We start from the raw sequence: 21,766 nt of genomic DNA, 5'->3' as shown, positions 1-21,766 counted from the left end.
GCGCAGGCGGGGATCCAGACGCGCGGACCCCGGTGACGAGAACCGCCACGTCAGCGTCTATGGATCCCCGCCTCCGCGGGGATGACGAATGAGGCTTTGGGAATGGCGTAGAAAGGCATTGGCGAAAACCACCCCGAATTCGTCATCCCGGCGAACGCCGGGACCCATGGACACGATGAACGAGCGGCAGCCCACCACCATCAACCAAGCCCCGTCCATAGGTCCCGGCTTCCGCCGGGATGACGAGGGGGTAGCGAGCCGACTGATAAACCCCGTCATCCCGCGCAAGCCGGGATGACGAGGGGGGGCGGCGGCGCGGCATCGACCACCCGCCCCCACCCGCATCAATGGTTGTCGCGCGGCAGTCCCATCGTCTGCGCGATCCGCTGGTACTTTTCGGCGCCCTCCAGGATCGCACCGGTGTTCATCTGGCCGACGACCGCGCGCTGGATCTCCTGCCACGGCGTCTGCGACGCCGGATAGGCATAGCCGCCCGCCGCCTCGAGCGCGGCACGGCGCTCCATCAGCTCGGCGTCGGAGATCAGCACGTTCGCCGTCCCGGTGTTGAGGTCGACGCGCACCCGGTCGCCAGTCTTGAGCAGCGCGAGGCCACCCATCGCCGCCGCCTCGGGCGAGGCGTTGAGGATCGACGGCGAACCGCTCGTCCCCGACTGGCGGCCGTCGCCGATGCACGGCAGCGCATGCACGCCCTCGGTGATGAGATACGCCGGCGGCCGCATGTTGACGACCTCCGCCGCGCCCGGATAGCCGATCGGCCCCGCGCCGCGCATGAACAGCAACGTCTCGGGCGTGATCCCGGTCGCCGGATCGTCGATCCGGTGATGATAATCCTCCGGCCCGTCGAACACGACCGCCGGCCCCTCGAACGCGTTGAGATCGCCGGGGTTGGACAGATAGCGGTCGCGGAACTCGGGCGAGATCACGCTGGTCTTCATCACCGCCGCGTCGAACAGATTGCCCGACAGCACGATGAAGCCCGCATCCTCGACCAACGGCTGGTCGAACGGCCGGATCACCTTCTCGTCCTCGATTTCGACGCCGCGGCAATTCTCGCCCATCGTCTTGCCGTTGACGGTCAGCGCACCCTCGTGGATCAGCCCCTGTTCGATGAGCTGGTTGACCACCGCGGGGACGCCGCCGGCGCGATAATAATCCTCGCCGAGATATTCACCCGCCGGCTGCAGATTGACCAGCAGCGGCACCTTGTGCCCCTCGGTCTCCCAATCCTTGATCGGCAGGTCGACGCCGATATGGCGCGCGATCGCGGCGAGATGGATAGGCGCGTTGGTCGAGCCGCCGATCGCCGAATTGACGCGGATCGCATTGTGGAACGCGTCCTTGGTCAGCACGTCGGAGGGCTTGAGATCCTCATGCACCATCTCGACGATGCGCTTGCCGGTGAGGTACGACACCTCCTGCCGGTCGCGATACGGCGCGGGGATCGCCGCCGAACCGGGCAGCGACATGCCGAGCGCCTCGGCGAGGCTGTTCATCGTCGTCGCGGTGCCCATCGTGTTGCAATAGCCGGTCGACGGCGCCGACGAGGCGACGAGGCGGATGAATTCGGCATCGTCGATCTCGCCCGCGGCGAGCAACTGGCGCGCCTTCCACACGATCGTGCCCGATCCGGTGCGCTCGCCCTTGTGCCAGCCGTTGAGCATCGGCCCGACCGACAGCGCGATCGCCGGGATGTTGACCGTCGCCGCCGCCATCAGGCAGGCCGGCGTCGTCTTGTCGCAGCCGATCGTCAGCACGACGCCGTCGAGCGGATAGCCGTACAAGGTCTCGACGAGGCCGAGATAGGCGAGGTTGCGGTCGAGCCCCGCGGTCGGCCGCTTGCCCGTTTCCTGGATCGGATGGACGGGGAATTCGAGGACGATGCCGCCCATCTCGCGCACGCCCTCGCGCACCCGCTCGGCGAGCACCAGATGGTGGCGGTTGCAGGGCGACAGGTCGCTGCCGGTCTGCGCGATGCCGATGATCGGCTTGCCCGATTGCAGTTCCTCGAGGCTTAGGCCGAAGTTGAGATAGCGCTCCAGATAGAGCGCGGTCATGTCGATATTCGCCGGATTGTTGAACCAGGCGCGGCTGCGCAATTGCGTCATCTTATTTGGCCACCGAGAGTTTGTAGATCATGACGTGACGATACGGCTTGCCGGGATCGACCCGGGCCGAGGCGAAATTAGGTTTGTTGGGCGCATCGGGAAACTTCTGCGGCTCCAGCGCGACGCCGTCGCCCATGCGATAGACGTGGCGGCTCTTGCCGATATAGCTGCCGTCGAGGAAATTGCCGGTATACATCTGCACCCCCGGTTCGGTGCTCGACACTTCGAGCACGCGCCCCGAGGCGGGGTCTTCCAGCCGCGCGGCAAGGCCCGGCGTCGCCGTCACGCCCTTGTCGAGCGCGAAATTGTGGTCGTAGCCGTGGCCCATGACGATCTGCGGATCGCGGCCGTCGCGTACGCCGTCGGCGAGGATGCGGCCGTTGCGGAAGTCGAACACCGTGCCCGCGACCGGGCGCAGCTCGCCGGTCGGTACCAGATTGGCGTCGACGGGGGTGATCGCCTTCGCCGGGATCGTCAGCTTGTGGCCGAGCGCGCCCATCGGCGATCCCTCGCCGGCGAGGTTGAAGATCGCGTGGTTGGTCATGTTGACCACCGTCGGCTTGTCGGTTTTCGCGCCGAAGGCGATCGTCAGCGCGCCGTCGTCGCTCAGCGTGTAGGTGATCGTCACGTCGAGCTTGCCGGGATAGCCCTGGTCGCCGTCGGGGCTGGTCAGCGCCATCGTCACCGAGCCGTCCTTGACCGCGACGATGCGCCACGGCTGCTTGTCGAAGCCGACCTTGCCGCCGTGCAGCGAATTGACCTTGTCGTTGAGCGGCAGCTGGTAGCTCTTGCCGTCCAGCGTGAACTTGCCGCCGCCGATGCGATTGGCGAAGCGGCCGACCGTCACGCCGAAATAATTGGGATGTTCGGCATAATCCTTGGCGTCATCATAGCCGAGCAGTACGTCGGCGACCTTGCCGTTGCGGTCCGGGCCGGAGAAGGCCTGCAACGTCGCGCCATAGGTCAGCACCCGCGCCGAGACGCCGTTCGCCGCCGACAGCGTCACCGCCTCCACCGCGGTGCCGTCGGCGAGCGTGCCGGCCGAGTCGCGTCGCGCGGTCGCAGCGTCCGCCTGCGCGGCGATCATCGCCATGAACCCGACGCCTGCGATGATGAGTGCCTTTCGAAGCTTCATTGCCCCCTCCTTGGATGCATCCCCGGCATTGACCCGGCGTGTCGGGGCTATATAGTCTGACAAATACCCGGCGCGCAAGGCAGCCGAGCAGCGCGACAGGCGGAGAGGACGAGATTATGGCAGGACCGATTGGGGTAACGACGAACGGCGCGGCACCCGCCGCTTCAGGCGGGGGCGGATCATACCGTAAGGCGTTGAGCCTGTTGGCGAGCCTCTTCTTCATGTGGGGCTTCATCACCGTCATCAACGGCGTGCTGCTGCCGCATCTGCGCTCGGTGTTCGAGCTGGATTACACGCAGACGACGCTGATCGAATCGGTCTGGTTCATCGCATACTTCTTCGCCTCGATTCCGTCGGCCAAGCTGATCGAACGGGTCGGCTATCAGCGCGCGATCGTCATCGGCCTGCTGATCATGGCCGCCGGCGCGCTCGGCATGACGCTCGCCGCCAGCCTGCCCTCTTATGGCGTGACGCTGGTCATGCTGTTCGTCATCGCCAGCGGCATCACGCTGCTGCAGGTCGCGGCGAATCCGTACGTCACCGTCATCGGGCCGCCCGAGACGGGCTCGTCGCGTCTCAATCTGGTACAGGCGTTCAATTCGCTCGGCACGACGCTCGCGCCGCTGTTCGCCGGCTATCTGATCCTCGGCCGCAGCCGCAGCGGCACCGCCGAGGCCGGCGCGACGATCAGCCAGGCGCAGCGTTATGCCGACGCCCAGTCGGTCATCCTGCCCTACGTCCTCGTCGCGATCGTGCTGGTCGTGCTCGCGGTGGTCATCGCCCGCTTCCCGCTGCCCGCACTGGGCGGCGCGACGCAGCGCGCCGCCAAGGCCGACCGCCACCAGCATTCGCTGTGGAAGCATCGCAACCTGGTGCTCGGCATCCCGACGATGATCGCCTATCTCCTCGCCGAGATCGGCGTCGCCAACCTGTTCGTCAATTTCGTCTCGCAGCCGCAGATCGCCGCGACGACGCACGAACAGGCGTCGCGCTATCTGTCGCTGCTGTGGGGCGGGATGATGGTCGGCCGCTTCGCCGGCAGCTTCATCATGCAGAAGATCGCGCCGGAACGCGTGCTCAGCGTCTTCGCCTTCGGCGCGCTGATCGTCGTCGCCATCGCGACCTTCACCACCGGGCCGGTGGCGATGTGGTCGCTGATCGCGGTCGGGCTGTTCCATTCGATCATGTTCCCGACGATCTTCACGCTGGCGATCCGCGGCCTCGGCCCGCTCACCGAGGAAGGCTCGGGGCTGATGATCATGGCGATCGCCGGCGGCGCGCTCGTCGTCGTGCAGGGCTGGCTCGCCGATCGCTACGGTCTGCAGAATTCGTTCTTCCTGACCATGGCGTGCGAGATCATCGTGCTCGCCTACGCCTTGTGGGGATCGAAGCCGACGGCCGACCTCGGCGACCAGACCGTAGCCTGAGGACGTCCCACCCGTGACCAGCGGAACACCGCCCCGCGACGGCGCGATCATCGCCGTCGACTGGGGGACGACCAACCGCCGCGCCTATCGGATCGCGGCGGACGGCAGCATCGGCGATCATCTGCGCGATGATCGCGGCGTGCTGGCGATGGCGGCGGCGGATTATCCGCCCGCGCTCGCCGCGCTGCGCGAGCGGCTCGGCGACCTGCCGGTGATCGCCGCGGGGATGATCGGCTCGACCCGCGGCTGGCACGAGGCGCCCTACGTCCCCGCCCCGGCCGATCTCCCTGCGCTCGCCGCCGCGGCGCTGCGCATCGAGGCGGCCGGGTTGACGATCGTCCCCGGCGTCTCTTTGCTCACCGACACCCGCGCCGACGTGATGCGCGGCGAGGAATTGCAGGTGCTCGGTGCGATCGCCGCCGGCCTCGCCCCCGCCGATGCCGTGTTCTGCCAGCCCGGCACGCACAACAAATGGATCGTCACCGAAGCCGCGCGGATCGTCGACGTCGCAACGGTGATGACCGGTGAGCTGTTCGCGCTGCTCAAGGGCCATGGCATTCTCGCCGGCATGCTCGACGGCGTCGTCGCCGACGGCCCCGCCTTCCGCGACGGCGTCGCGCGCGGCGCCGGCGCGTGCGACCTCGGCACCGCCTTGTTCGAGGTGCGCGCCAGCGTCCTGCTCGGCCGCCGCGCCGCCGACGAGGCCGCGGCCTATGCCAGCGGCGTGCTGATCGGGTCGGACGTCGGCGCGCGCGCGATCGACGGCCGCACCGTGCATCTGCTCGCCGAGGGCGCCCTCGCCGACCTCTACAAGGTCGCGATCGAGGCGCGCGGCGGCGTCACCGTCGCGGTCGACGCCACCGCCGCCTTCCTCGGCGGCGTCCACCACCTGCGCGGGTATCTCGGACTGTGACCGCGCCGTCGCAACATCCCCGTCACCCCGGCCTCGAGCCGGGGTCCCGCTTCTTCCACCGTGGCGCCGTGGCGGCACCCCGGCTCGAGGCCGGGGTGACGAATCATGGCGAACGTCGTCCGCCTCTCCCCCGCCCTCTTCCGGAGCAACCCAGATGACCGATCCCGCCACCCGGTTCGCCGAGGCCTTCGCCGCCTGCCCGCTCGTCGCGATCCTGCGCGGCCTCACTCCCGCCGAGGCCGAGGGGGTCGGCGACGCCTTGGTCGACGCCGGCTTCACCCTGCTCGAAGTGCCGCTCAACTCGCCCGATCCGCTGACCAGCATCGCCGCCATGGCCAAGCGCTATGCCGGCCGCGCGATGGTCGGCGCCGGCACCGTCCTCACCCCCGAAGCGGTGGCGCAGGTTGCCGACGCGGGTGGCGAACTCATCATCTCGCCCAATACCAACACCGACGTCATCCGCGCCTCGGTCGCGCGCAGCCTCGTCTCGCTGCCCGGCTATTACAGCCCGAGCGAGGGCTTCGCCGCGCTCGCCGCCGGCGCCCACGCGCTCAAACTCTTCCCCGCCGACGGCGCCAGCCCCGCCTTCCTCAAGGCGCAGCGCGCCGTGCTGCCCAAGGACCTCAAGGTGCTGGCCGTCGGCGGCATCTCGCCCGACAATATGGCGCAATGGCGCGCCGCCGGCGCCGACGGTTTCGGCCTCGGCTCCAACCTCTATCGCGCCGGTAAGTCCGTCGCCGACGTCGCGCGCGATGCCGCGGCGTTCGTCACCGCCGCCAAGGATCTCGCATGACCGCCTCCCGCCTTCTCCAGCAACGCCTGCACGACGGCACGCGCCGCGTCCTGCTCGCCGAGGATACCGCCACCGTCCTCGCCGGCGTCACCACCACGCGCGAGCTCGCGACGCAGGCGATCGCCGAGCGCGTGTCGCTGCTCGACGCCGCCCGCGCCCGCCGCACCGACGAGACGGTCGACCTCGCCGAGGCGCTCGCCGCCGGCACGCTGCTGCCGGCGATCGACCATCCCGATACGGCGCGGCTGATGCTCGCCGGCACCGGCCTCACCCATCTCGGCTCGGCCGCGGGTCGCGACGCGATGCACAAGGCCGCCGCCGCCGGCACGCAGACCGATTCGATGCGCTTGTTCCTCGAAGGCATGGAGGGCGGCCGCCCCACCCCCGGCCAAATCGGCGCGCAGCCCGAATGGTTCTACAAGGGCGACGGCCAGTCGCTCGTCGCCCCCGGCGCGCCGCTCGTATCCCCGTCGTTCGCGCAGGACGGCGGCGAGGAACCCGAACTCGCCGGCATCTATCTGATCGGCGACGACGGCACGCCGTTTCGCCTCGGCATCGCGCTCGCCAACGAGTTCAGCGACCACGTCACCGAGCGCCACAATTACCTGTGGCTGGCGCATTCCAAGCTGCGGCAGGCATCGCTCGGCGCCGAGCTGCTGCTCGGCGAACCGCCCGCCGACATCCAGGGCACCAGCCGCATCGAGCGCGACGGCGCGACCTTGTGGGAAAAGCCGTTCCTCACCGGCGAGGCGAACATGTCGCACACGCTCGCCAATCTCGAACACCATCACTTCAAATATGCCTCGTTCCGCCGCCCCGGCGACATCCACGTCCATTTCTTCGGCACCGCGACGCTGTCGTGCGCCGACGGCGTGCAGACGCAGGCCGGCGACGTCTTCTCGATCCAGGCGGCGCCGTTCACGCTGCCGCTCCGCAACCCCCTCGCGCTCGCCGAGGCGGCGCCCGTTCAGGTGACCGCGCTGTGAGCCAGAAGATCCGTCTCGCGCTCGTCGGCATGGGCAAGATCGCCCACGATCAGCACGTCCCGGCGATCGCCGGTAATGCCGACATCACCCTCGCCGCCACCGTCAGCCGCCACGGCGAAGGCATCGCCGACGTGCCGCATTTCAAGGACATCGACGAACTGATCGCCAGCGGCCTCGCGATCGACGCGGTGGCGCTGTGCACCCCGCCGCAGGTCCGCCGCGCCATCGCCGCGCGGGCGATCGCGCAGGGCTGGCACGTCTTCCTCGAAAAGCCGCCCGGCGCCACGCTCGCCGAGGTCGCGCAGCTCCGCGCCGCCGCCGATGCGGCGGGGATCAGCCTCTTCGCGAGCTGGCATTCGCGCTACGCTCCCGGCGTCGAACCGGCGCGCGCCTTCCTCGCCGATGCCACGATCACCAAGGTGACGGTGACGTGGCGCGAGGACATCCGCGTCTGGCATCCGGGGCAGGCGTGGATTCTCGAAGCGGGCGGTTTCGGCGTGTTCGATCCCGGCATCAACGCACTGTCGATCGTCACCCGCATCCTGCCGCGGCCGTTCTTCATCGAGGAGGCCGAGCTCGACTTCCCGGCGAATTGCGACGCGCCGATCGCCGCGCGCATCCGCTTCTCGGACGACGCCGGCCTGCCGATCGACGCCGATTTCGACTTCCGCCAGGAAGGCCCGCAGAGCTGGGACATCGCGGTCGAGACCGACCGCGGCACACTGACGCTGCACGACGGCGGCGCCCGCCTCATCCTGCCCGACGGCAGCGAGGCCGAGCACAAGGCGGCGCTGCACGGCGAATATGCCGGCCTCTACGAACGCTTCGCCGAGATCGTGCGCGCCGGGCAGAGCGACGTCGACATCGCCCCCCTCCGCCACGTCGCCGACGCCTTCCTCCGCGGCCGCCGGCTCACCGTCGACGCCTTCGTGGAATAGGCCCGCGAAGAAGGGTTGTTCGCGCAGAGACGCAGAGAAGAAAGACCGGGCCGCGTCAGCGGCCTCTTCTCCCCTCCATCATTGGCGCAGAGGGCGATCAGCGCCGGGAGTAACACCTCCGCGCCTCCGCGCCTCTGCGCGAACAACCCTTCTTCCTTCTCCTCGCGCCTTCGCGTCTTCGCGTGAAAAAAGTCGCCCCCGGGTTCGCCGACCGAAGCCATCGACCGATAACTACCCGGCATCGCAAAAGAAGAGTCTCACGCGAAGTCGCGAAGACGCGAAGACAAGAAGGGTTCACGCGGAGGCGCGGAGGCGCACCGCCCGCCCCCACCCGTTCGTGCTGAGCCTGTCGAAGCACGGTGAGACTCAGGCCCTTCGACAAGCTCAGAGCAAACGGGAGCGTATGAACACACCCAATTGTGCCGGCGCCCCCGATCCTGTCCTACACAAAACCGATCTGCTATCAGACAAACACCGAACACCGCTCTTTCTCATCGATGCAAAAAACGGAAACGATCAGGAGGGGATCGTTTCCATTAAGGTGTCCATCTTGTCCACGTTGCCGCATTTCAGCCGCAATTGGCGGCCGCCTCTCCGATCGCCGCATAGACCGCACCGAGATCGGCATCGTCGATACAATAAGGCGGCATCACATAGACCGTATTTCCCAACGGCCGCAGCAACAGGTCGCGCTCGCGGAAGAACGCCAACAACCGCGGCCCCAGCGCCGAAAGATAATCCGCGCCGTCCACACCCAGATCGACCGCCGCGATCGTCCCCAACGCGCGGGGATTGCGCACCCCGCGCAACGCGGCCAGCCGCGCCGCCTGCCGCGCCGCCAGATCGGTGACCCGTTCCAGCACCGGCTCGTCTTCCCAGATCGCGATATTCGCCGCCGCCGCCGCGCAGGCGATCGGATTGGCGGTGTAGCTGGACGAGTGGAAGAACATCCGCGCGCGATCGTCGCTGTAATGCGCCTGATAGATCGGCTCGGTCGCCATCGTCACCGCCAGCGGCACCGCCCCGCCGGTCAACCCCTTGGACAGACACAGGATATCCGGCACGATATCGGCCTGCTCGCACGCCAGCAACGTCCCCGTCCGCCCCCAGCCGGTCATCACCTCGTCGGCGATGAACAGCACGCCATAACGCGCGCAGATCGCCCGCATCTCGGCAAGCACCCGTGCCGGATAGGTCAGCATCCCCCCCGCCCCGACGATCAGCGGCTCGACGATCAACGCCGCCGGCGCGTCGCGGCACGCCGCCTCCAGTGCATCGAGCGTCGCCTGCTCCGCCCCCGCCGCGGGAAAGGGGATCGTCGCGACATCGAACAGCAGCGGCGCATAGGCCCGATTGAACGCCCCCCGCGCCCCCACCGACATCGTCCCGATGGTGTCGCCGTGATAGCCGTGTTCGAGCACGAGGATGCGATGCCGCGGTTCGCCGCGGTCGAGCCAGTATCCCAGCGCCATCTTCAGCGCGACCTCGACCGCGGTCGATCCCGAATCGGAGAAGAACACCCGCGTCAGCGCCGCCGGCATCAGCCGCAGCAGCCCCGCCGCCACCGCCTCGGCCGGCTCGTGGCTCCAGCCGGCGAAGATAATCTGGTCGAGCCGCTCCGCCTGCGCCGCGATCGCCGCCATGATCCGCGGACTGCGATGGCCGTGCGTCGTTACCCACCAGCTCGAAATCGCATCGACGATCCGCCGCCCGTCCCTGGTGAACAGCGCCGCGCCCTCGCTGCGCACGACGGTGGGGATCGGCTCGCCGAGACCATGCTGGGTGAAGGGATGCCAGATCGGCGAACTCATGCGAAATCCTCCGTCCTGAACCCCGCCGCGAACGCCTGCGCCAGCGTGCCCGCATCGAGCGGCGCGATCCGCCCCAGCCGCCCGAGCCGCTTCACGCCGCCGATCCGCGCGATCGTCGCCTCGCTGTCCTCGACCGGTTCGCCGACGAAGGCGACGCCGAGGATCGGCACGCCGCGCCGGCGCAACGCCTCGATGCTCAGCAGGCTATGGTTGATCGTCCCCAGCGCCGTCCGCGCCACCAGCACCACCGGTGCTCCCCAGCGCGCGAACATATCGGCATAGAGCAGATCGTCGGCCAGCGGCACCAGCACGCCGCCCGCGCCCTCGACCACCAGCGGCCCGTCGACCACCGGCAGCGCCAGCCGCGCGGGATCGATCGTCACCCCGTCGATCGCCGCCGCCCGATGCGGCGAACAGGGCGTCGCCAGCCGATAGGCCTCGGGCAGCACCTTCGCGACGCCGAGCCGCCGCACCGTATCGCCGTCGCCGCCCTCGTCGAGTCCCGCCTGCACCGGCTTCCAATAGGTCGCGCCCAGCGCCGCCGCGAGGCCCGCGGCGAACACCGTCTTGCCGATCTCGGTATCGGTCCCCGTCACCACCATCGTCCGCGTCATCGCAGCACCTCCCCCAGTCCGGCGATCGCCGCCGCGTCGACGTTGAGCGTGATCGACACGCGCAGCCGCGCCGTCCCCGCCGGCACCGTCGGCGGCCGGATCGCCCGCACGTCGTATCCCGCCGCCCGGCATTGTTCGGCGAGCGCCACCGCCGCCCCGTCCGTGCCGACGATCACCGGCACGATCTGCGATCCCGTCGCCCGCCCCAGTGCCGCCTCCGCCGCCGCGACCAGCGCCCACAATCGCGCCTGCCGCTCCGGCTCGTCGGCGAGGATGCGCAGCGCCTCGCGCACCGCCACCGCCATCAGCGGCGACGGCGCGGTCGAAAAGATGAACCCGCGCGCGCGGTTGACCAGCATGTCGCGCAGCACTTGCGGCACGCACAGCAGACCGCCCTCCGCCCCCAGCGCCTTGCCGCAGGTATGCAAGGTGACGACGTTCGGCCGGTCGTGAAGCTGCGCCGCGAGGCCCCTTCCGCCCTCGCCGAACACGCCGGTCGCATGCGCCTCGTCGATCAGCAGCATCGCCTCGTGCCGCTCGGCCAGCGCGACCAGCTCGGCGAGCGGCGCCCGGTCGCCGTCCATGCCGTAGAGGCTCTCCACCGCGATCCACGGCGTCCCCGTGCCGCCGCCGGCGCGCCAGTCGCGGATCGCGTCCGCGAACGCCGCCACGTCGTTATGCGCCGCCGCCACCCGCGGCGCCCGCCCCAGCCGCATCCCGTCGTGCGCGCTCGCATGGATCAGCGCATCGTACACGACCAGATCGCCCGGCTGCGGCAGCGTCGCGAACGCCGCGACATTGGCGGCATAGCCGTTGGCGAAGAACAGCGCCGCCTCGCTGCCGAAATGCGCCGCCGCCTCCGCCTCCAGCGCCTCATGCTCGGGATCGTTGCCGCGCAGCAGCCGCGATCCCCCCGATCCGATGCCGACCCCGCGGTCGAGCGCCGCCGCCACCGCGCCGCGCAGCCGCGCCGACGCGCCGAGGCCGAGGTAATCGTTCGAGGTGAAATCGGCACCGCTGCGGGGCACCAGCCGTCTCAGCCGGTCCGCGCCCGCCAGCCGGGCAAGATCGTCGCGATAGAATTGCAGCATCGCCGCCTCTTAGCGAAACCGCCGGCGCATGCCATCATCCAGCGCTGGCCATCCCCCCGCCGCATCCGATACGGCGGCACGACCGATGCGCGACGACGGAAGGACCATATGATGTCGAGGCGACTCCTTGCCGCCCTCCTGCTGCTGGCGCTGCCGACCGCCGCCGCCGCCGCCGCGCAGCGCGGGCCGACGCCGGTCGTCCTGCCGCGCACCATCCTGTTCATCGGCAACAGTTTCACCCAGGGCGCGCATTCGGCGGTACGCAACTGGCACGCCGGCACCGTCACCGACCTGACCGGCGCGGGCTATGGCGGCGTCCCGGCATTATTCAAGGAATTCACCGAGGAAGCCGGGCTGCGCTACGCCGTCAGCCTCGAAACGCAGGGCGGCCAGAGCCTCGCCTTCCACTACGACCAGCGCCGCCATCTGTTCGACCGCGCCTGGGACGTCGTCGTCCTCCAGGAATTCAGCACGCTTGATCGCGACCGCCCCGGCGACCCGACCCGCTATATCCGCAGCGTCGGCCAGTTGGCGGCGCTGTTCCGCGCGCGCAATCCGGCGGTCCGCATCGACCTGATGGCCACGTGGAGCCGTGCCGACCAGACCTATCTGCCGAACGGCCGCTGGTATGGCCGCGGCATCGCCGCGATGGCCGACGACCTGCGCCTCGCCGCCGAGCGCGCGCGCCGCGCACATCCGGCGATCACCGGCGTCATCCCGGTCGGCCAGGCATGGACGCGCGCCTTCGCCGCGGGCGTCGCCGATCCCAATCCGTATGACGGCACCACCTACGGCCAGGCCAATTTCTGGTCCTACGACCAATATCACGCCAGCATCGCCGGCTATTATCTGGAGGCCCTGATGGTGTTCGGCCGCATCACCGGCGTCGATCCGCGCACCCTCGGCCGCAACGAGCACGCTGCGGACGAACTTGGCCTGTCCCCGGACCTCGCCGCCTCGCTGCAACTCGTCGCCCGCGAGCAATTGGCCGCGGGCTGATCCTCCCACCCACGCACGCGCCCGTTCGCACCGAGCTTGTCGAAGTGCCTTGAGACTCAGGGGATAGATCTCGCCCGCCCTACCAGGCGGCGAAGCGCGCCCTCGGCACCGCCGGCCCGATCCGCGGCGGCCCCAGCCGGCCGTCCCGACCGAGCGGCAGCACCGCCATCGCCGGGCTGCGCTCGTTGGCGACGAGCATCTCGCCCGCCTCCGGCCGCAACAGGAAGAAGCGCGGCCAGTCGCCACCGCACGGCGCCTGCTCGATCAACCGCGGCCGCAGCGGATCGTCGAGCGCGAACACCGCGATCGTATTCGGCCCGCGATTGGAGGCATAGAGCCGCCGCCCCTGCGGATCGACCGCGATATGGCCGACATAGCCCTTGCTCCCCACCGGCAGCGTCGGCTGCACGTCGAGCGCGGTCAGCATGCCGTCCGCCTCGATCCGCAGCGTCGTCAGCGTGCTGACCAGTTCGCTGACGACATACGCCAGACCCTTGGTCGGATGCCAGGCGAGATGCCGCGGCCCCGATCCCGCCGGCGCCTGCCACGCGATCCGGGTCTCGACCGGCCGCCCCTGCTCGATCCGGTGCGCGACCACCGCATCGGCGCCGAGATCGACCACGTAGAGCCAGCGCCCGTCCGCACCGAATCCCACCCAATGCGGATGCGGCCCCGCCTGGCGCGACGCGTCCGGTCCGGAACCGCGATGGCGAATCAGGGTCGGCGCGCTCGGCACACCGTCGCGCAGGCGATGGAGCGACACCGTCCCGCCGCTGTAATCGGCCACCGCCGCCACCGATCGATCGGGTGCGATCGCCAGATGCACCGGTTCGCCGCCGCCTGTCGCCGCCTCGCCGCGCGGACGCCAGCCACGATCGAAGCCGATCAGCCGTCCGCCGCCCTTGCGCGTGAAGACGGCCAGTCGACCGCCGGCACCAGCGGGCACGACCCATTCGAGACCGTCGCCGATTGCCAGCGGCCGTGCGCCGCCGCCCGCGGTAAGCGCGAACGCCCCGCCGTCGGAGGACGCCGCCACACCCTCGGCCGCCACGCGGGTCGCTGCGGCGGGTACGGCGATGCTGACGCCGATCCCGGCGATCAGCGAGCGCCGGTCGAGCGCGAACCCGTCATCGGCCAGTGGATCAGACCCGCATCGGCATCAGCACGTAGAGCGCCGGTGCCTTGTCGTTCTCGCGGATCAGCGTCGGCGCGGCGGCATCGTTGAGATGCACCTCGACGACGTCGCCGTCGATCTGGCCGAGGATGTCGAGCAGATATCGGCTGTTGAAGCCGATCTCGAACGGCAGCGAGACATATTCGCCCGGCACCTCTTCCGCCGCGGTACCGTTCTCGGGGCTGGTCACCGACAGCGTGATCTTGTCGCGATCGAGCGCCATCTTTACCGCGCGCGTCTTTTCGGTGGCGATCGTCGAGACGCGGTCGACGCCCTCCTCGAAGCTGCGCGGATCGAGCTTAAGGATCTTGTCGTTCGCGGTCGGGATGACACGCGAATAATCGGGGAAGGTGCCGTCGATCAGCTTCGATGTGAGCACCGCCTGCCCCAGGTCGAAGCGGATCTTGGTCCCGGACAGCGACACGCCGACCGAACCGTCGACCTCGTCGAGCAATTTGCGCAGTTCGGCGACGCATTTGCGCGGCACGATCACGTCGGGCATCCCCGCTGCGCCCTCGGGCCGCGGCAGCGTCACGCGCGCCAGCCGGTGACCGTCGGTCGCTGCCGCCTTCAGCGTCGGTTCGGCCGCATCGTCCTGAACGTGCAGGAAGATGCCGTTGAGATAATAGCGCGTCTCCTCGGTCGAGATGGCGAAGCGCGTCTTGTCGATGATCTGCTTCAGCGTCTCCGCCGGAATCTCGAACTGCGTCGGCAGCTCGCCCTCGGCGATCACCGGAAAGTCGTCGCGCGGCAGCGTGCCGAGGCTGAAGCGCGCGCGACCCGCGACGATCGACATCCGCCCTTCCGACGCGGCGAGCTGGACCTGGCTGCCGTCGGGCAGCTTGCGCGCGATGTCGAACAAGGTGTGCGCCGACACCGTCGTCGATCCCGGCTGATCGACCGCCGCCGCCACCGATTCGTTGATCTGCAGATCGAGGTCGGTCGCCATCAGCCGCAACTGCCCCTCGGCGGTGGCTTCGAGCAGCACGTTCGACAGGATGGGGATGGTGTTGCGCCGCTCCACCACGGACTGGACATGGCTCAGCCCCTTGAGGAGCGTTGCGCGTTCGATGGTCGCCTTCATGTTCTTAATCCCCGTCCCCCGAGTCCGGGGCAAGTTTCCCCCTGTCCTACCCACGAAAAAGGGGTTGGAGCAAGCGCGCCGACCCCTCGGGCGATTCCAGTTAACGCTCGGTTAGCGCGCGGCACGCCGACGGTCGTGAAAGCCGTTGCTTTTGCCCGGCGGCGATCCGACACGGACGGCATGACGCTCCCCGCCCCCGCCCGCCAGGGCCGCGACTTCATCGGCCGGCATGGCGAAACCGTGTTCAACGCCGCGCGGCGCCTGCAGGGCGACCATCCGCACACGCCGCTGACCCGTGCCGGCTTCGCGCAGGCCGAGGAAATGGGGCGGGCGTTGCGCGCGACGCTCGGCGCAAAGCCGGCGCTGACGCTGTGGGCGTCGCCGACCGGCCGCGCGTTGCAGACGCTGAGCGTCATCGCCGAACATCTCGAACTCGACTGGCACGCGGCGCATACCGATGCGCGGCTGGTCGAGATCGGCATGGGCGCCTGGGGTGGCCGCTATTATGCCGAGGTGATCGACGCGGTCGGCGCGGTGGTGACCCCCGACGGCCTGCTCCGCCCTGCGCCGGATGGCGAGGATTACCGTCAGATCGCCACGCGCGTCTCGGGCTGGCTGGCGGACACCGACGCGCCCGGCGACCGGCTGGTCATCATGCACGGCATCTCCAGCCGGGTGCTGCGCGGCGTGATGACCGGCGCGCCGCCGCATGCCGAATGGGGCGCACCGATCGCTGCCGGCCTGCCGCAGGGGTCGTTGGTGTGTATCGAGGAAGGCAGCGAATCGATCGCACACCTCGGCAGCGGGCATGCGCCGGCGTGAAGGCGCTGCTCCTCGCGCTGCTGATCGCCGCGCCGGCGGGGGCGCGCGACACGATCGGCGTCTATCGAAGCTGGGGAGCGTTCCGCGATACGGTCCCGGCACGCTGCTATGCGATCGCGCGGCCGGTCACCGCCGGCGGCCGCAGCACGGGCTGGGCGAGCGTCGCGACCTGGCCGGGGCGCGGTTTGCGGGCCTCGCTCCACGTCCGCCTGTCGCGCCCGCGCGACCGTTCGGCACCGGTGACGCTGACCGTCGGCGAGCGCCGCTTCGACCTCGCCGCCAACGGCCTCGACGCCTGGGCGACCGACGGCCCGAGCGATCATGCGATCGTCACCGCGATCCGCTCCGGCCGCAGCATGAGCGTCGAGGCGGTCGCCACCGGCGGGAGACCGTTCGCCGACGTCTACCTGCTCGCCGGTGCCGCCACCGCGATCGACGCGGCCGCCTTGGGGTGCGTCCGCTAGCCGCCACGCCGCGCGTTCCCGAAGGCATGGCAAATCACGCCGTTTTCGCCTATATGCCGGCGATGCTCGACAGCGTTGCTCCCCCCATGCCCATTCCGGGCCATATCGATCCCGTGCCCGTGCCGCGCGCCAAGACCTTTCGCGAGGACGGGCGGATCGACCTGATCGGCCTCGGCAAGGACGAGTTGCGCCAGACGCTGCTCGACGCCGGCATGGAGCTGCGGCAGGCGAAGCTGCGCGCCAAGCAGATCTGGCATTGGCTCTACAATCGCGGCGCCACCGAATTCTCGGCGATGACCGACATCTCCAAGACGATGCATCCGTGGCTCGAACAGCGCTTCGTCATCGGCCGGCCGGAGGTGGTCGAGGCGCAGGTGTCGACCGACGGCACGCGCAAATGGCTGCTGCGCTCGCCCGACGGGCAGGATTACGAGGCGGTGTTCATCCCCGACGCCGATCGCGGGACGCTCTGCGTGTCGAGCCAGGTCGGTTGCACGCTCAACTGCCGCTTCTGCCACACTGGCACGATGCGCCTCGTCCGCAACCTCACCGCGGGCGAGATCGTCGGTCAGGTGATGCTCGCACGCGACGCGCTCGGCGAATGGCCGAGCCAGCCGGAAGGCCGCATGCTTACCAACATCGTGATGATGGGAATGGGCGAGCCGCTCTACAATTTCGACGCGGTGCGCGATGCGCTTAAGCTGGTGATGGACGGCGACGGCCTCGCGCTGTCGAAGCGCCGCATCACGCTCAGCACCAGCGGCGTCGTGCCGATGATGGCGCGCGCCGGCGAGGAGATCGGCGTCAATCTCGCGGTCTCGCTGCATGCGGTGACCAAGGAGGTGCGCGACGAACTCGTGCCGCTCAACAAGAAATACGGCATCGAGGAGCTGTTGCAGGCCTGCGCCGACTATCCCGGCGCCAACAATGCGCGCCGCATCACGTTCGAATATGTGATGCTCAAGGACAAGAACGATTCGGATGCCGAGGCGCACGAACTCGTCCGCCTGCTGCGCAAATACGACCTGCCCGCCAAGGTCAATCTGATCCCGTTCAACCCGTGGCCGGGCGCCGCCTATGACACGTCGACGCCCGAACGCGTCCGGCGGTTCAGCGACATCATCTTCGAGGGCGGCATTTCGGCGCCGGTGCGCACCCCGCGCGGCCGCGACATCGACGCCGCCTGCGGCCAGCTCAAGACCGCCGCCGAGAAGAAGAGCCGCGCGCAGATGGATCGCGAGGCCGACGAAAAGATGGCCGCGCTTGGCTGATCCGGTCACGCTCGCCCTTGCGGCGGGCGCGGGTCTGCTCGGCGGGGCGATGAACGCGCTCGCCGGCGGCGGCTCGTTCGCGACGATGCCGACGCTGATCGCGCTCGGCCTGCCCTCCACCGTCGCCAACGCGACCAGCAACGTCGCGGTCCAGCCCGGCGCGGTCGCGAGCGCCTGGGCCTATCGGGGCGGGCTGGCGCCGCTGGGCGGCGTCGGGGTGCGGACGCTTGCCGGCATCACCTTCATGGGTGGACTCGCTGGCAGCCTGCTGCTCGCCTGGACGCCGGCGCGCGCGTTCGACGTCATCGTGCCGTGGCTGCTGCTCGCCGCGACGATCGCGATCGCGCTCGGCCGCCACGCTTCCGACTGGCTGAGCGCGCGCTTCTCGGCAGGACCGCGCAGCCTCGTTGCGGGACAGGCGCTGCTCGGCATCTACGGCGGCTATTTCGGTGGCGGCGTCGGCATGATGCTGACCGCGATGTGGGGGCTGCTGACCGGCGCGAGCCCCGCCGAACTCGCCGCGCCGCGCACGCTGATGCTCGCGGTCGCCAATAGCGCGGCGACGATCGTCTTCGTCGCCAGCGGCATGGTGGCATGGGCCTTGTGCCTGCCGATGATGATCGGCTCGATCGCCGGCGGCTATCTTGGTGCGCTGGTCGGGCGCAGCCTGCCGCCCGGCGTGATCCGGGGCTGGACGTTGCTGGTCACCACCGTGACCACCGCGGTGTTCTTCTGGCGCGCCTACGGCTGAGACGACCGCTTATCCCGGCCGGCGCATCTCGAACCGTGTTTCGGGCGTGACCTCGAAATAATCCGCCGGCCCGCCCCCGCGCAGGATCGGGCGGGCGCGAGCGGTCTGGTAGACGCCGTCCTCCAGCATCGCGGTGTCGATATGGATGCCCACCGCCTCGCCGATCACCAAATACTGATCGAGCTCCGTGCCATGGCGGTCGGTGAGGCGCAGGATCTGCGTCAGCTTGCATTCGAACGCCACCGGACTCGCCGCCACCCGCGGCGGCGCGACCAGCCGCGACGGCAGCGTGTCGAGCGCGGCGAGATCGAACTCGTCGACCTCGGGCGGGACGATCGCCGCAGTCGCGTTCATCGCCTCGGCGAGATCGCGCGTCGCGAGGTTCCAGACGAACTCGCCGGTCGCGTCGATATTGGCGACGCTGTCCTTCCAGCCCATCGAGGAAAAGGCGATCAGCGGCGGCGTATAATTGATCACGTTGAAGAAGCTGTAGGGCGCGATGTTGCGCACGCCCTCGGCGGAGACGCTGCTGATCCAGCCGATCAGTCGCGGCGCGACCATCGCGTTGAGCGGGTCGTGCGGCAACCGGTGGCCGTCGCGCGGTTCGTAGAAATGCCATTCGATCATGGGCGCTTAACTGCTATGCATGCGATATGGACCCAATCGCCCCCGGTACATCCATCCTGCGCCATGCGTTGGCGACGCGCGTCTGGCATTGGATCAACGCCGTCGCGGTCATCATCCTGCTCGGCAGCGGGCTCGGCATCTCCAATGCGCATCCGCGGCTCTATTGGGGACGATACGGCGCCAATTTCGATCACGCTTGGGCGCAATTGCCGCGCTTCCCGGCGTGGATCACGATCCCCGCCAATTACAATCTCGCTATCTCGCGTCGCTGGCATCTGCTGTTCGCGCTCGTCTTCGCCTTCGGCCTGCTCGGCTATATGATCGTCAGCCTGGTCAACCGCCATTTCGCACGCAAGCTCGCGCTGCGCCGCGCCGACGTCAACCTTGCCCATCTTGCCGAAGACGTCCGCGATCACCTTAACCTGCGCTTCCACGACGCCGACGATCCCGGCGCGTACAACAGTCTCCAGAAATGGAGCTATATCCTCGTCCTCTTCCTCGCGCTGCCGCTGATGATCTTCACCGGGCTGGCGCTGTCGCCGGGGATGGATGCCGCCTGGCCGTGGCTGCTCGACCTGTTCGGCGGCCGCCAGTCGGCGCGCTCGCTGCATCTCGTCGCCGCGACGCTGATCGGCGGCTTCATCGTCGTCCATGTCGCGCTCGTCATCCTCGCCGGCGCGGGCAACGAACTGCGCGCGATGGTCACCGGCAAGTGGAAGGTCCCCGAGGCATGATCCTCCCCCGCCGCTCGCTCCTGACGGCAGGCGCCGGGCTGCTGCTCGCCGGCTGCGACAAGGTCGCCGCGATCCCACAGGCGCGCAAGATCCTGTTCGCCGGCGAGGACATGCACCGCGGCCTGCAACGCGCGCTATTGGACCGCGGTGCGCTCGCACCCGAATTCACCCGCGAGCAGATGTCGCCGATCTTCCGCGCCAACGGCACGCGCGATCCCGGCACACCCGATTACGCCGCGATGGTCGCCGACCAATTCGCCAGCTACCGCCTCAAGGTCGGCGGCCTCGTCGACCGGCCGCTGGCGCTGTCGCTCGACCAGCTCGCGTCGATGCCCTCCCGCAGCCAGATCACCCGCCACGATTGCGTCGAGGGCTGGAGCGCGATCGGCCAGTGGCAGGGGCCGATGCTCGGCACCGTGCTGAAGGCGGCGGGGATGCGCAACACCGCGCGCTACGTCGTCTTCACCTGCGCCGACCTCTACAACGGCCAGCCCTATTACGAATCGATCGACACGATCGACGCCTTCCATCCGCAGACGATCCTCGCGCTCAAGATGAACGGTGCGCGGCTGACCGTGCCGCACGGCGCGCCGGTGCGGCTGCGCGTCGAGCGCCAGCTCGGCTACAAGCACGCCAAATACGTCACCGGGATCGACGCGGTCGCCAGCCTCGCCACCATCGGCAAGGGCAAGGGCGGCTATTGGGAGGACAATGTCGATTACGATTGGTATGCGGGCATCTAGCGGATTAAGGCAGCGCGCATGGCGCTGATCGATATGTTCCTCAGCCGCGCCGTCAAGCGTGGCCAACTCACCCTCCACCGTCCCGGCAAACCGCCCGCCACCTTCGGCACCCCCGATCCCGAGCTCGGCCATATCCAGCTCCGGTTCCAGGACAATGGCGTCGCCGGACGGATCGTCCGCAACCCCGCGCTCGCCGCCGGCGAGATGTATATGGACGGCCGGATGACCGTCGACGGCGACGACATCATGGGCCTCGTCCAGCTGATGAAGCGCAACAGCGCGTGGGAAGCCGGCCAGAACGCGCTGCAACCCTCCGCCTTCGTCCGCGGCTTCGGCGCGGTGAAGCACCGGCTCGACCGGATCAACATGGAGCGCCGCTCCAAGAAGAACGTCGCGCATCACTACGACCTGTCGGCGCGGCTCTACGACCTCTTCCTCGACGCCGACAAACAGTACAGCTGCGCTTACTACACCGACCCGGACAACAGCCTCGAACAGGCGCAGAGCGACAAGCTCGCGCATATCGCCGCCAAGCTGGCGCTGCGGCCGGGCATGCGGGTGCTCGACATCGGCTGCGGCTGGGGCGGCATGGCGCTGTATCTCAACAAGCATTTCGGCGTCGAAGTGCTCGGCGTGACGCTGTCCGAGGAACAGCTCAAGATCGCGCGCGAACGTGCCGCGGCGGCGGGCGTCGCCGACCGGGTCAAGTTCGAGCTGATCGACTATCGCCGCGTCGAGGGCCAGTTCGACCGCATCGTCTCGGTCGGCATGTTCGAACATGTCGGGCCGCCGCAATATCGCGCCTATTTCCGCAAATGCCGCGACCTGCTGACGCCGAGCGGCGTCGCGCTGATCCACACGATCGGCCGGCTCGGGCCGCCCAGCGTTACCGACGACTGGACGACCAAATATATCTTCCCCGGCGGCTATAATCCGGCACTGTCGGAGACGATCGCGGCGTTCGAAGGGCTGAAGCTGTTCCTCACCGACGTCGAGGTCCTGCGCCTCCATTACGCCTATACGCTGTACGAATGGTATCGCCGGACGGTGGCCGCCCGCGACGCGATCATCGCCTTGTACGACGAACGCTTCTACCGGATGTGGACCTTCTACCTCGCCGGCGCGGCCAATGCGTTCGAGAATGGCGGGCTGGTCAATTTCCAGATCCAGTTCAGCCGCAGCCGCACCGAACTGCCGATCACCCGCGACTATATGTTCGAGGGCGAACGGAAGCTGCGGGGATACTGAGAACATCATTCTGTC

At 69.0% G+C, this 21,766-nt stretch carries 21 protein-coding genes; 13 read left to right on the top strand and 8 right to left on the bottom strand.

Annotation, left to right across the window (positions count from 1 at the left end; genetic code table 11):
- Positions 1–344: 344 nt before the first annotated feature.
- Together FFS23_RS03010 and FFS23_RS03005 are read right to left on the bottom strand one after the other, a co-directional pair.
- A complete protein-coding gene (locus tag FFS23_RS03010) occupies positions 345–2,126 on the bottom strand; it encodes an IlvD/Edd family dehydratase (RefSeq protein ID WP_137897401.1) in 1,782 nt (593 codons plus the stop codon).
- Between the two features lies 1 nt (position 2,127).
- On the bottom strand, positions 2,128–3,219 hold the full coding sequence (locus FFS23_RS03005) for an aldose epimerase family protein (RefSeq protein WP_249340505.1): 1,092 nt from the start codon (positions 3,217–3,219) through the stop codon (positions 2,128–2,130).
- Positions 3,220–3,377: 158 nt separating this feature from the next.
- On the opposite strand from FFS23_RS03005, the gene FFS23_RS03000 reads away from it, so the two are divergent.
- The 5 genes from FFS23_RS03000 to FFS23_RS02980 all read left to right on the top strand — a co-directional run bounded on the left by FFS23_RS03000 (position 3,378) and on the right by FFS23_RS02980 (position 8,318).
- The gene (locus FFS23_RS03000) at positions 3,378–4,688 is read left to right on the top strand and encodes a sugar MFS transporter (protein ID WP_038661556.1); all 1,311 of its coding nucleotides are present in this window, start codon (positions 3,378–3,380) and stop codon (positions 4,686–4,688) included.
- 13 nt (positions 4,689–4,701) lie between these two features.
- Entirely contained in the window at positions 4,702–5,601 is a 900-nt protein-coding gene (locus tag FFS23_RS02995; protein WP_137897400.1) for a 2-dehydro-3-deoxygalactonokinase, read from the top strand.
- 154 nt (positions 5,602–5,755) lie between these two features.
- Positions 5,756–6,394: a 2-dehydro-3-deoxy-6-phosphogalactonate aldolase gene (locus FFS23_RS02990; RefSeq protein WP_137897399.1), complete on the top strand. Its 639-nt coding sequence runs from the start codon at positions 5,756–5,758 to the stop codon at positions 6,392–6,394.
- Positions 6,391–7,380, top strand: a complete 990-nt coding sequence (araD1, locus tag FFS23_RS02985; RefSeq protein ID WP_137897398.1) for an AraD1 family protein — start codon at positions 6,391–6,393, stop codon at positions 7,378–7,380. Before FFS23_RS02990 ends, araD1 begins: the two co-directional genes overlap by 4 nt.
- The gene (locus FFS23_RS02980; protein ID WP_137897397.1) at positions 7,377–8,318 is read left to right on the top strand and encodes a Gfo/Idh/MocA family protein; all 942 of its coding nucleotides are present in this window, start codon (positions 7,377–7,379) and stop codon (positions 8,316–8,318) included. The genes araD1 and FFS23_RS02980 overlap by 4 nt, the downstream gene beginning before the upstream one ends.
- Before the next feature lie 569 nt (positions 8,319–8,887).
- Here FFS23_RS02980 and FFS23_RS02975 read toward each other — a convergent pair.
- From FFS23_RS02975 to FFS23_RS02965, 3 genes are read right to left on the bottom strand one after another with little or no spacing between them, the layout of a single operon-like run.
- Positions 8,888–10,129, bottom strand: coding sequence for an adenosylmethionine--8-amino-7-oxononanoate transaminase (locus tag FFS23_RS02975; RefSeq protein ID WP_137897396.1), 1,242 nt, complete (start codon positions 10,127–10,129; stop codon positions 8,888–8,890).
- Positions 10,126–10,743 (bottom strand): dethiobiotin synthase, encoded by a 618-nt coding sequence (gene bioD / locus FFS23_RS02970; RefSeq protein WP_137897395.1) that lies wholly within the window; start codon positions 10,741–10,743, stop codon positions 10,126–10,128. The genes FFS23_RS02975 and bioD overlap by 4 nt, the downstream gene beginning before the upstream one ends.
- Entirely contained in the window at positions 10,740–11,834 is a 1,095-nt protein-coding gene (locus FFS23_RS02965) for an 8-amino-7-oxononanoate synthase (protein WP_137897394.1), read from the bottom strand. The genes bioD and FFS23_RS02965 overlap by 4 nt, the downstream gene beginning before the upstream one ends.
- 111 nt (positions 11,835–11,945) lie before the next feature.
- Between FFS23_RS02965 and FFS23_RS02960 the strand changes: the two genes are divergently transcribed.
- Positions 11,946–12,833, top strand: coding sequence for an SGNH/GDSL hydrolase family protein (locus tag FFS23_RS02960; protein ID WP_249340493.1), 888 nt, complete (start codon positions 11,946–11,948; stop codon positions 12,831–12,833).
- 79 nt (positions 12,834–12,912) lie between these two features.
- Here the strand turns inward: FFS23_RS02960 and FFS23_RS02955 are convergent, their stop codons facing one another.
- Both FFS23_RS02955 and dnaN read right to left on the bottom strand, forming a co-directional pair.
- Positions 12,913–13,884, bottom strand: a complete 972-nt coding sequence (locus FFS23_RS02955) for a lactonase family protein (protein ID WP_171009334.1) — start codon at positions 13,882–13,884, stop codon at positions 12,913–12,915.
- A 91-nt stretch (positions 13,885–13,975) separates the two neighbouring features.
- Positions 13,976–15,091 carry a DNA polymerase III subunit beta gene (gene dnaN / locus FFS23_RS02950; RefSeq protein WP_137897391.1) on the bottom strand — a complete coding sequence of 372 codons (1,116 nt, stop codon included), beginning with the start codon at positions 15,089–15,091 and terminating at the stop codon, positions 13,976–13,978.
- A 180-nt stretch (positions 15,092–15,271) separates the two neighbouring features.
- On the opposite strand from dnaN, the gene FFS23_RS02945 reads away from it, so the two are divergent.
- The 4 genes from FFS23_RS02945 (at position 15,272) to FFS23_RS02930 (ending at position 18,399) form a co-directional block, all read left to right on the top strand.
- A complete protein-coding gene (locus FFS23_RS02945; RefSeq protein ID WP_137897390.1) occupies positions 15,272–15,913 on the top strand; it encodes a histidine phosphatase family protein in 642 nt (213 codons plus the stop codon).
- Entirely contained in the window at positions 15,910–16,377 is a 468-nt protein-coding gene (locus FFS23_RS02940) for a hypothetical protein (RefSeq protein ID WP_137897389.1), read from the top strand. The genes FFS23_RS02945 and FFS23_RS02940 overlap by 4 nt, the downstream gene beginning before the upstream one ends.
- An 86-nt stretch (positions 16,378–16,463) precedes the next feature.
- Entirely contained in the window at positions 16,464–17,648 is a 1,185-nt protein-coding gene (rlmN, locus tag FFS23_RS02935; protein WP_483852552.1) for a dual-specificity RNA methyltransferase RlmN, read from the top strand.
- Positions 17,641–18,399, top strand: coding sequence for a sulfite exporter TauE/SafE family protein (locus FFS23_RS02930; RefSeq protein WP_283214436.1), 759 nt, complete (start codon positions 17,641–17,643; stop codon positions 18,397–18,399). Before rlmN ends, FFS23_RS02930 begins: the two co-directional genes overlap by 8 nt.
- Positions 18,400–18,408: 9 nt before the next feature.
- Here the strand turns inward: FFS23_RS02930 and FFS23_RS02925 are convergent, their stop codons facing one another.
- Complete coding sequence (locus tag FFS23_RS02925; protein ID WP_137897388.1) at positions 18,409–19,026, bottom strand: flavin reductase family protein; 618 nt, start codon at positions 19,024–19,026, stop codon at positions 18,409–18,411.
- A 26-nt stretch (positions 19,027–19,052) separates the two neighbouring features.
- On the opposite strand from FFS23_RS02925, the gene FFS23_RS02920 reads away from it, so the two are divergent.
- From FFS23_RS02920 to FFS23_RS02910, 3 genes are read left to right on the top strand one after another with little or no spacing between them, the layout of a single operon-like run.
- Positions 19,053–19,760: a cytochrome b/b6 domain-containing protein gene (locus FFS23_RS02920; protein ID WP_137897387.1), complete on the top strand. Its 708-nt coding sequence runs from the start codon at positions 19,053–19,055 to the stop codon at positions 19,758–19,760.
- Positions 19,757–20,503, top strand: coding sequence for a molybdopterin-dependent oxidoreductase (locus FFS23_RS02915; protein WP_137897386.1), 747 nt, complete (start codon positions 19,757–19,759; stop codon positions 20,501–20,503). The genes FFS23_RS02920 and FFS23_RS02915 overlap by 4 nt, the downstream gene beginning before the upstream one ends.
- Positions 20,504–20,521: 18 nt before the next feature.
- A complete protein-coding gene (locus tag FFS23_RS02910) occupies positions 20,522–21,751 on the top strand; it encodes an SAM-dependent methyltransferase (RefSeq protein ID WP_137897385.1) in 1,230 nt (409 codons plus the stop codon).
- Positions 21,752–21,766 lie beyond the last annotated feature (15 nt).

It is taken from the genome of Sphingomonas sp. 2SG (genome assembly GCF_005503285.1).
Taxonomy (GTDB): domain Bacteria; phylum Pseudomonadota; class Alphaproteobacteria; order Sphingomonadales; family Sphingomonadaceae; genus Sphingomonas; species Sphingomonas taxi.
The sequence above is the reverse complement of the archived record's forward strand: the minus strand, read 5'-3'. Positions and strand labels throughout refer to the sequence as shown.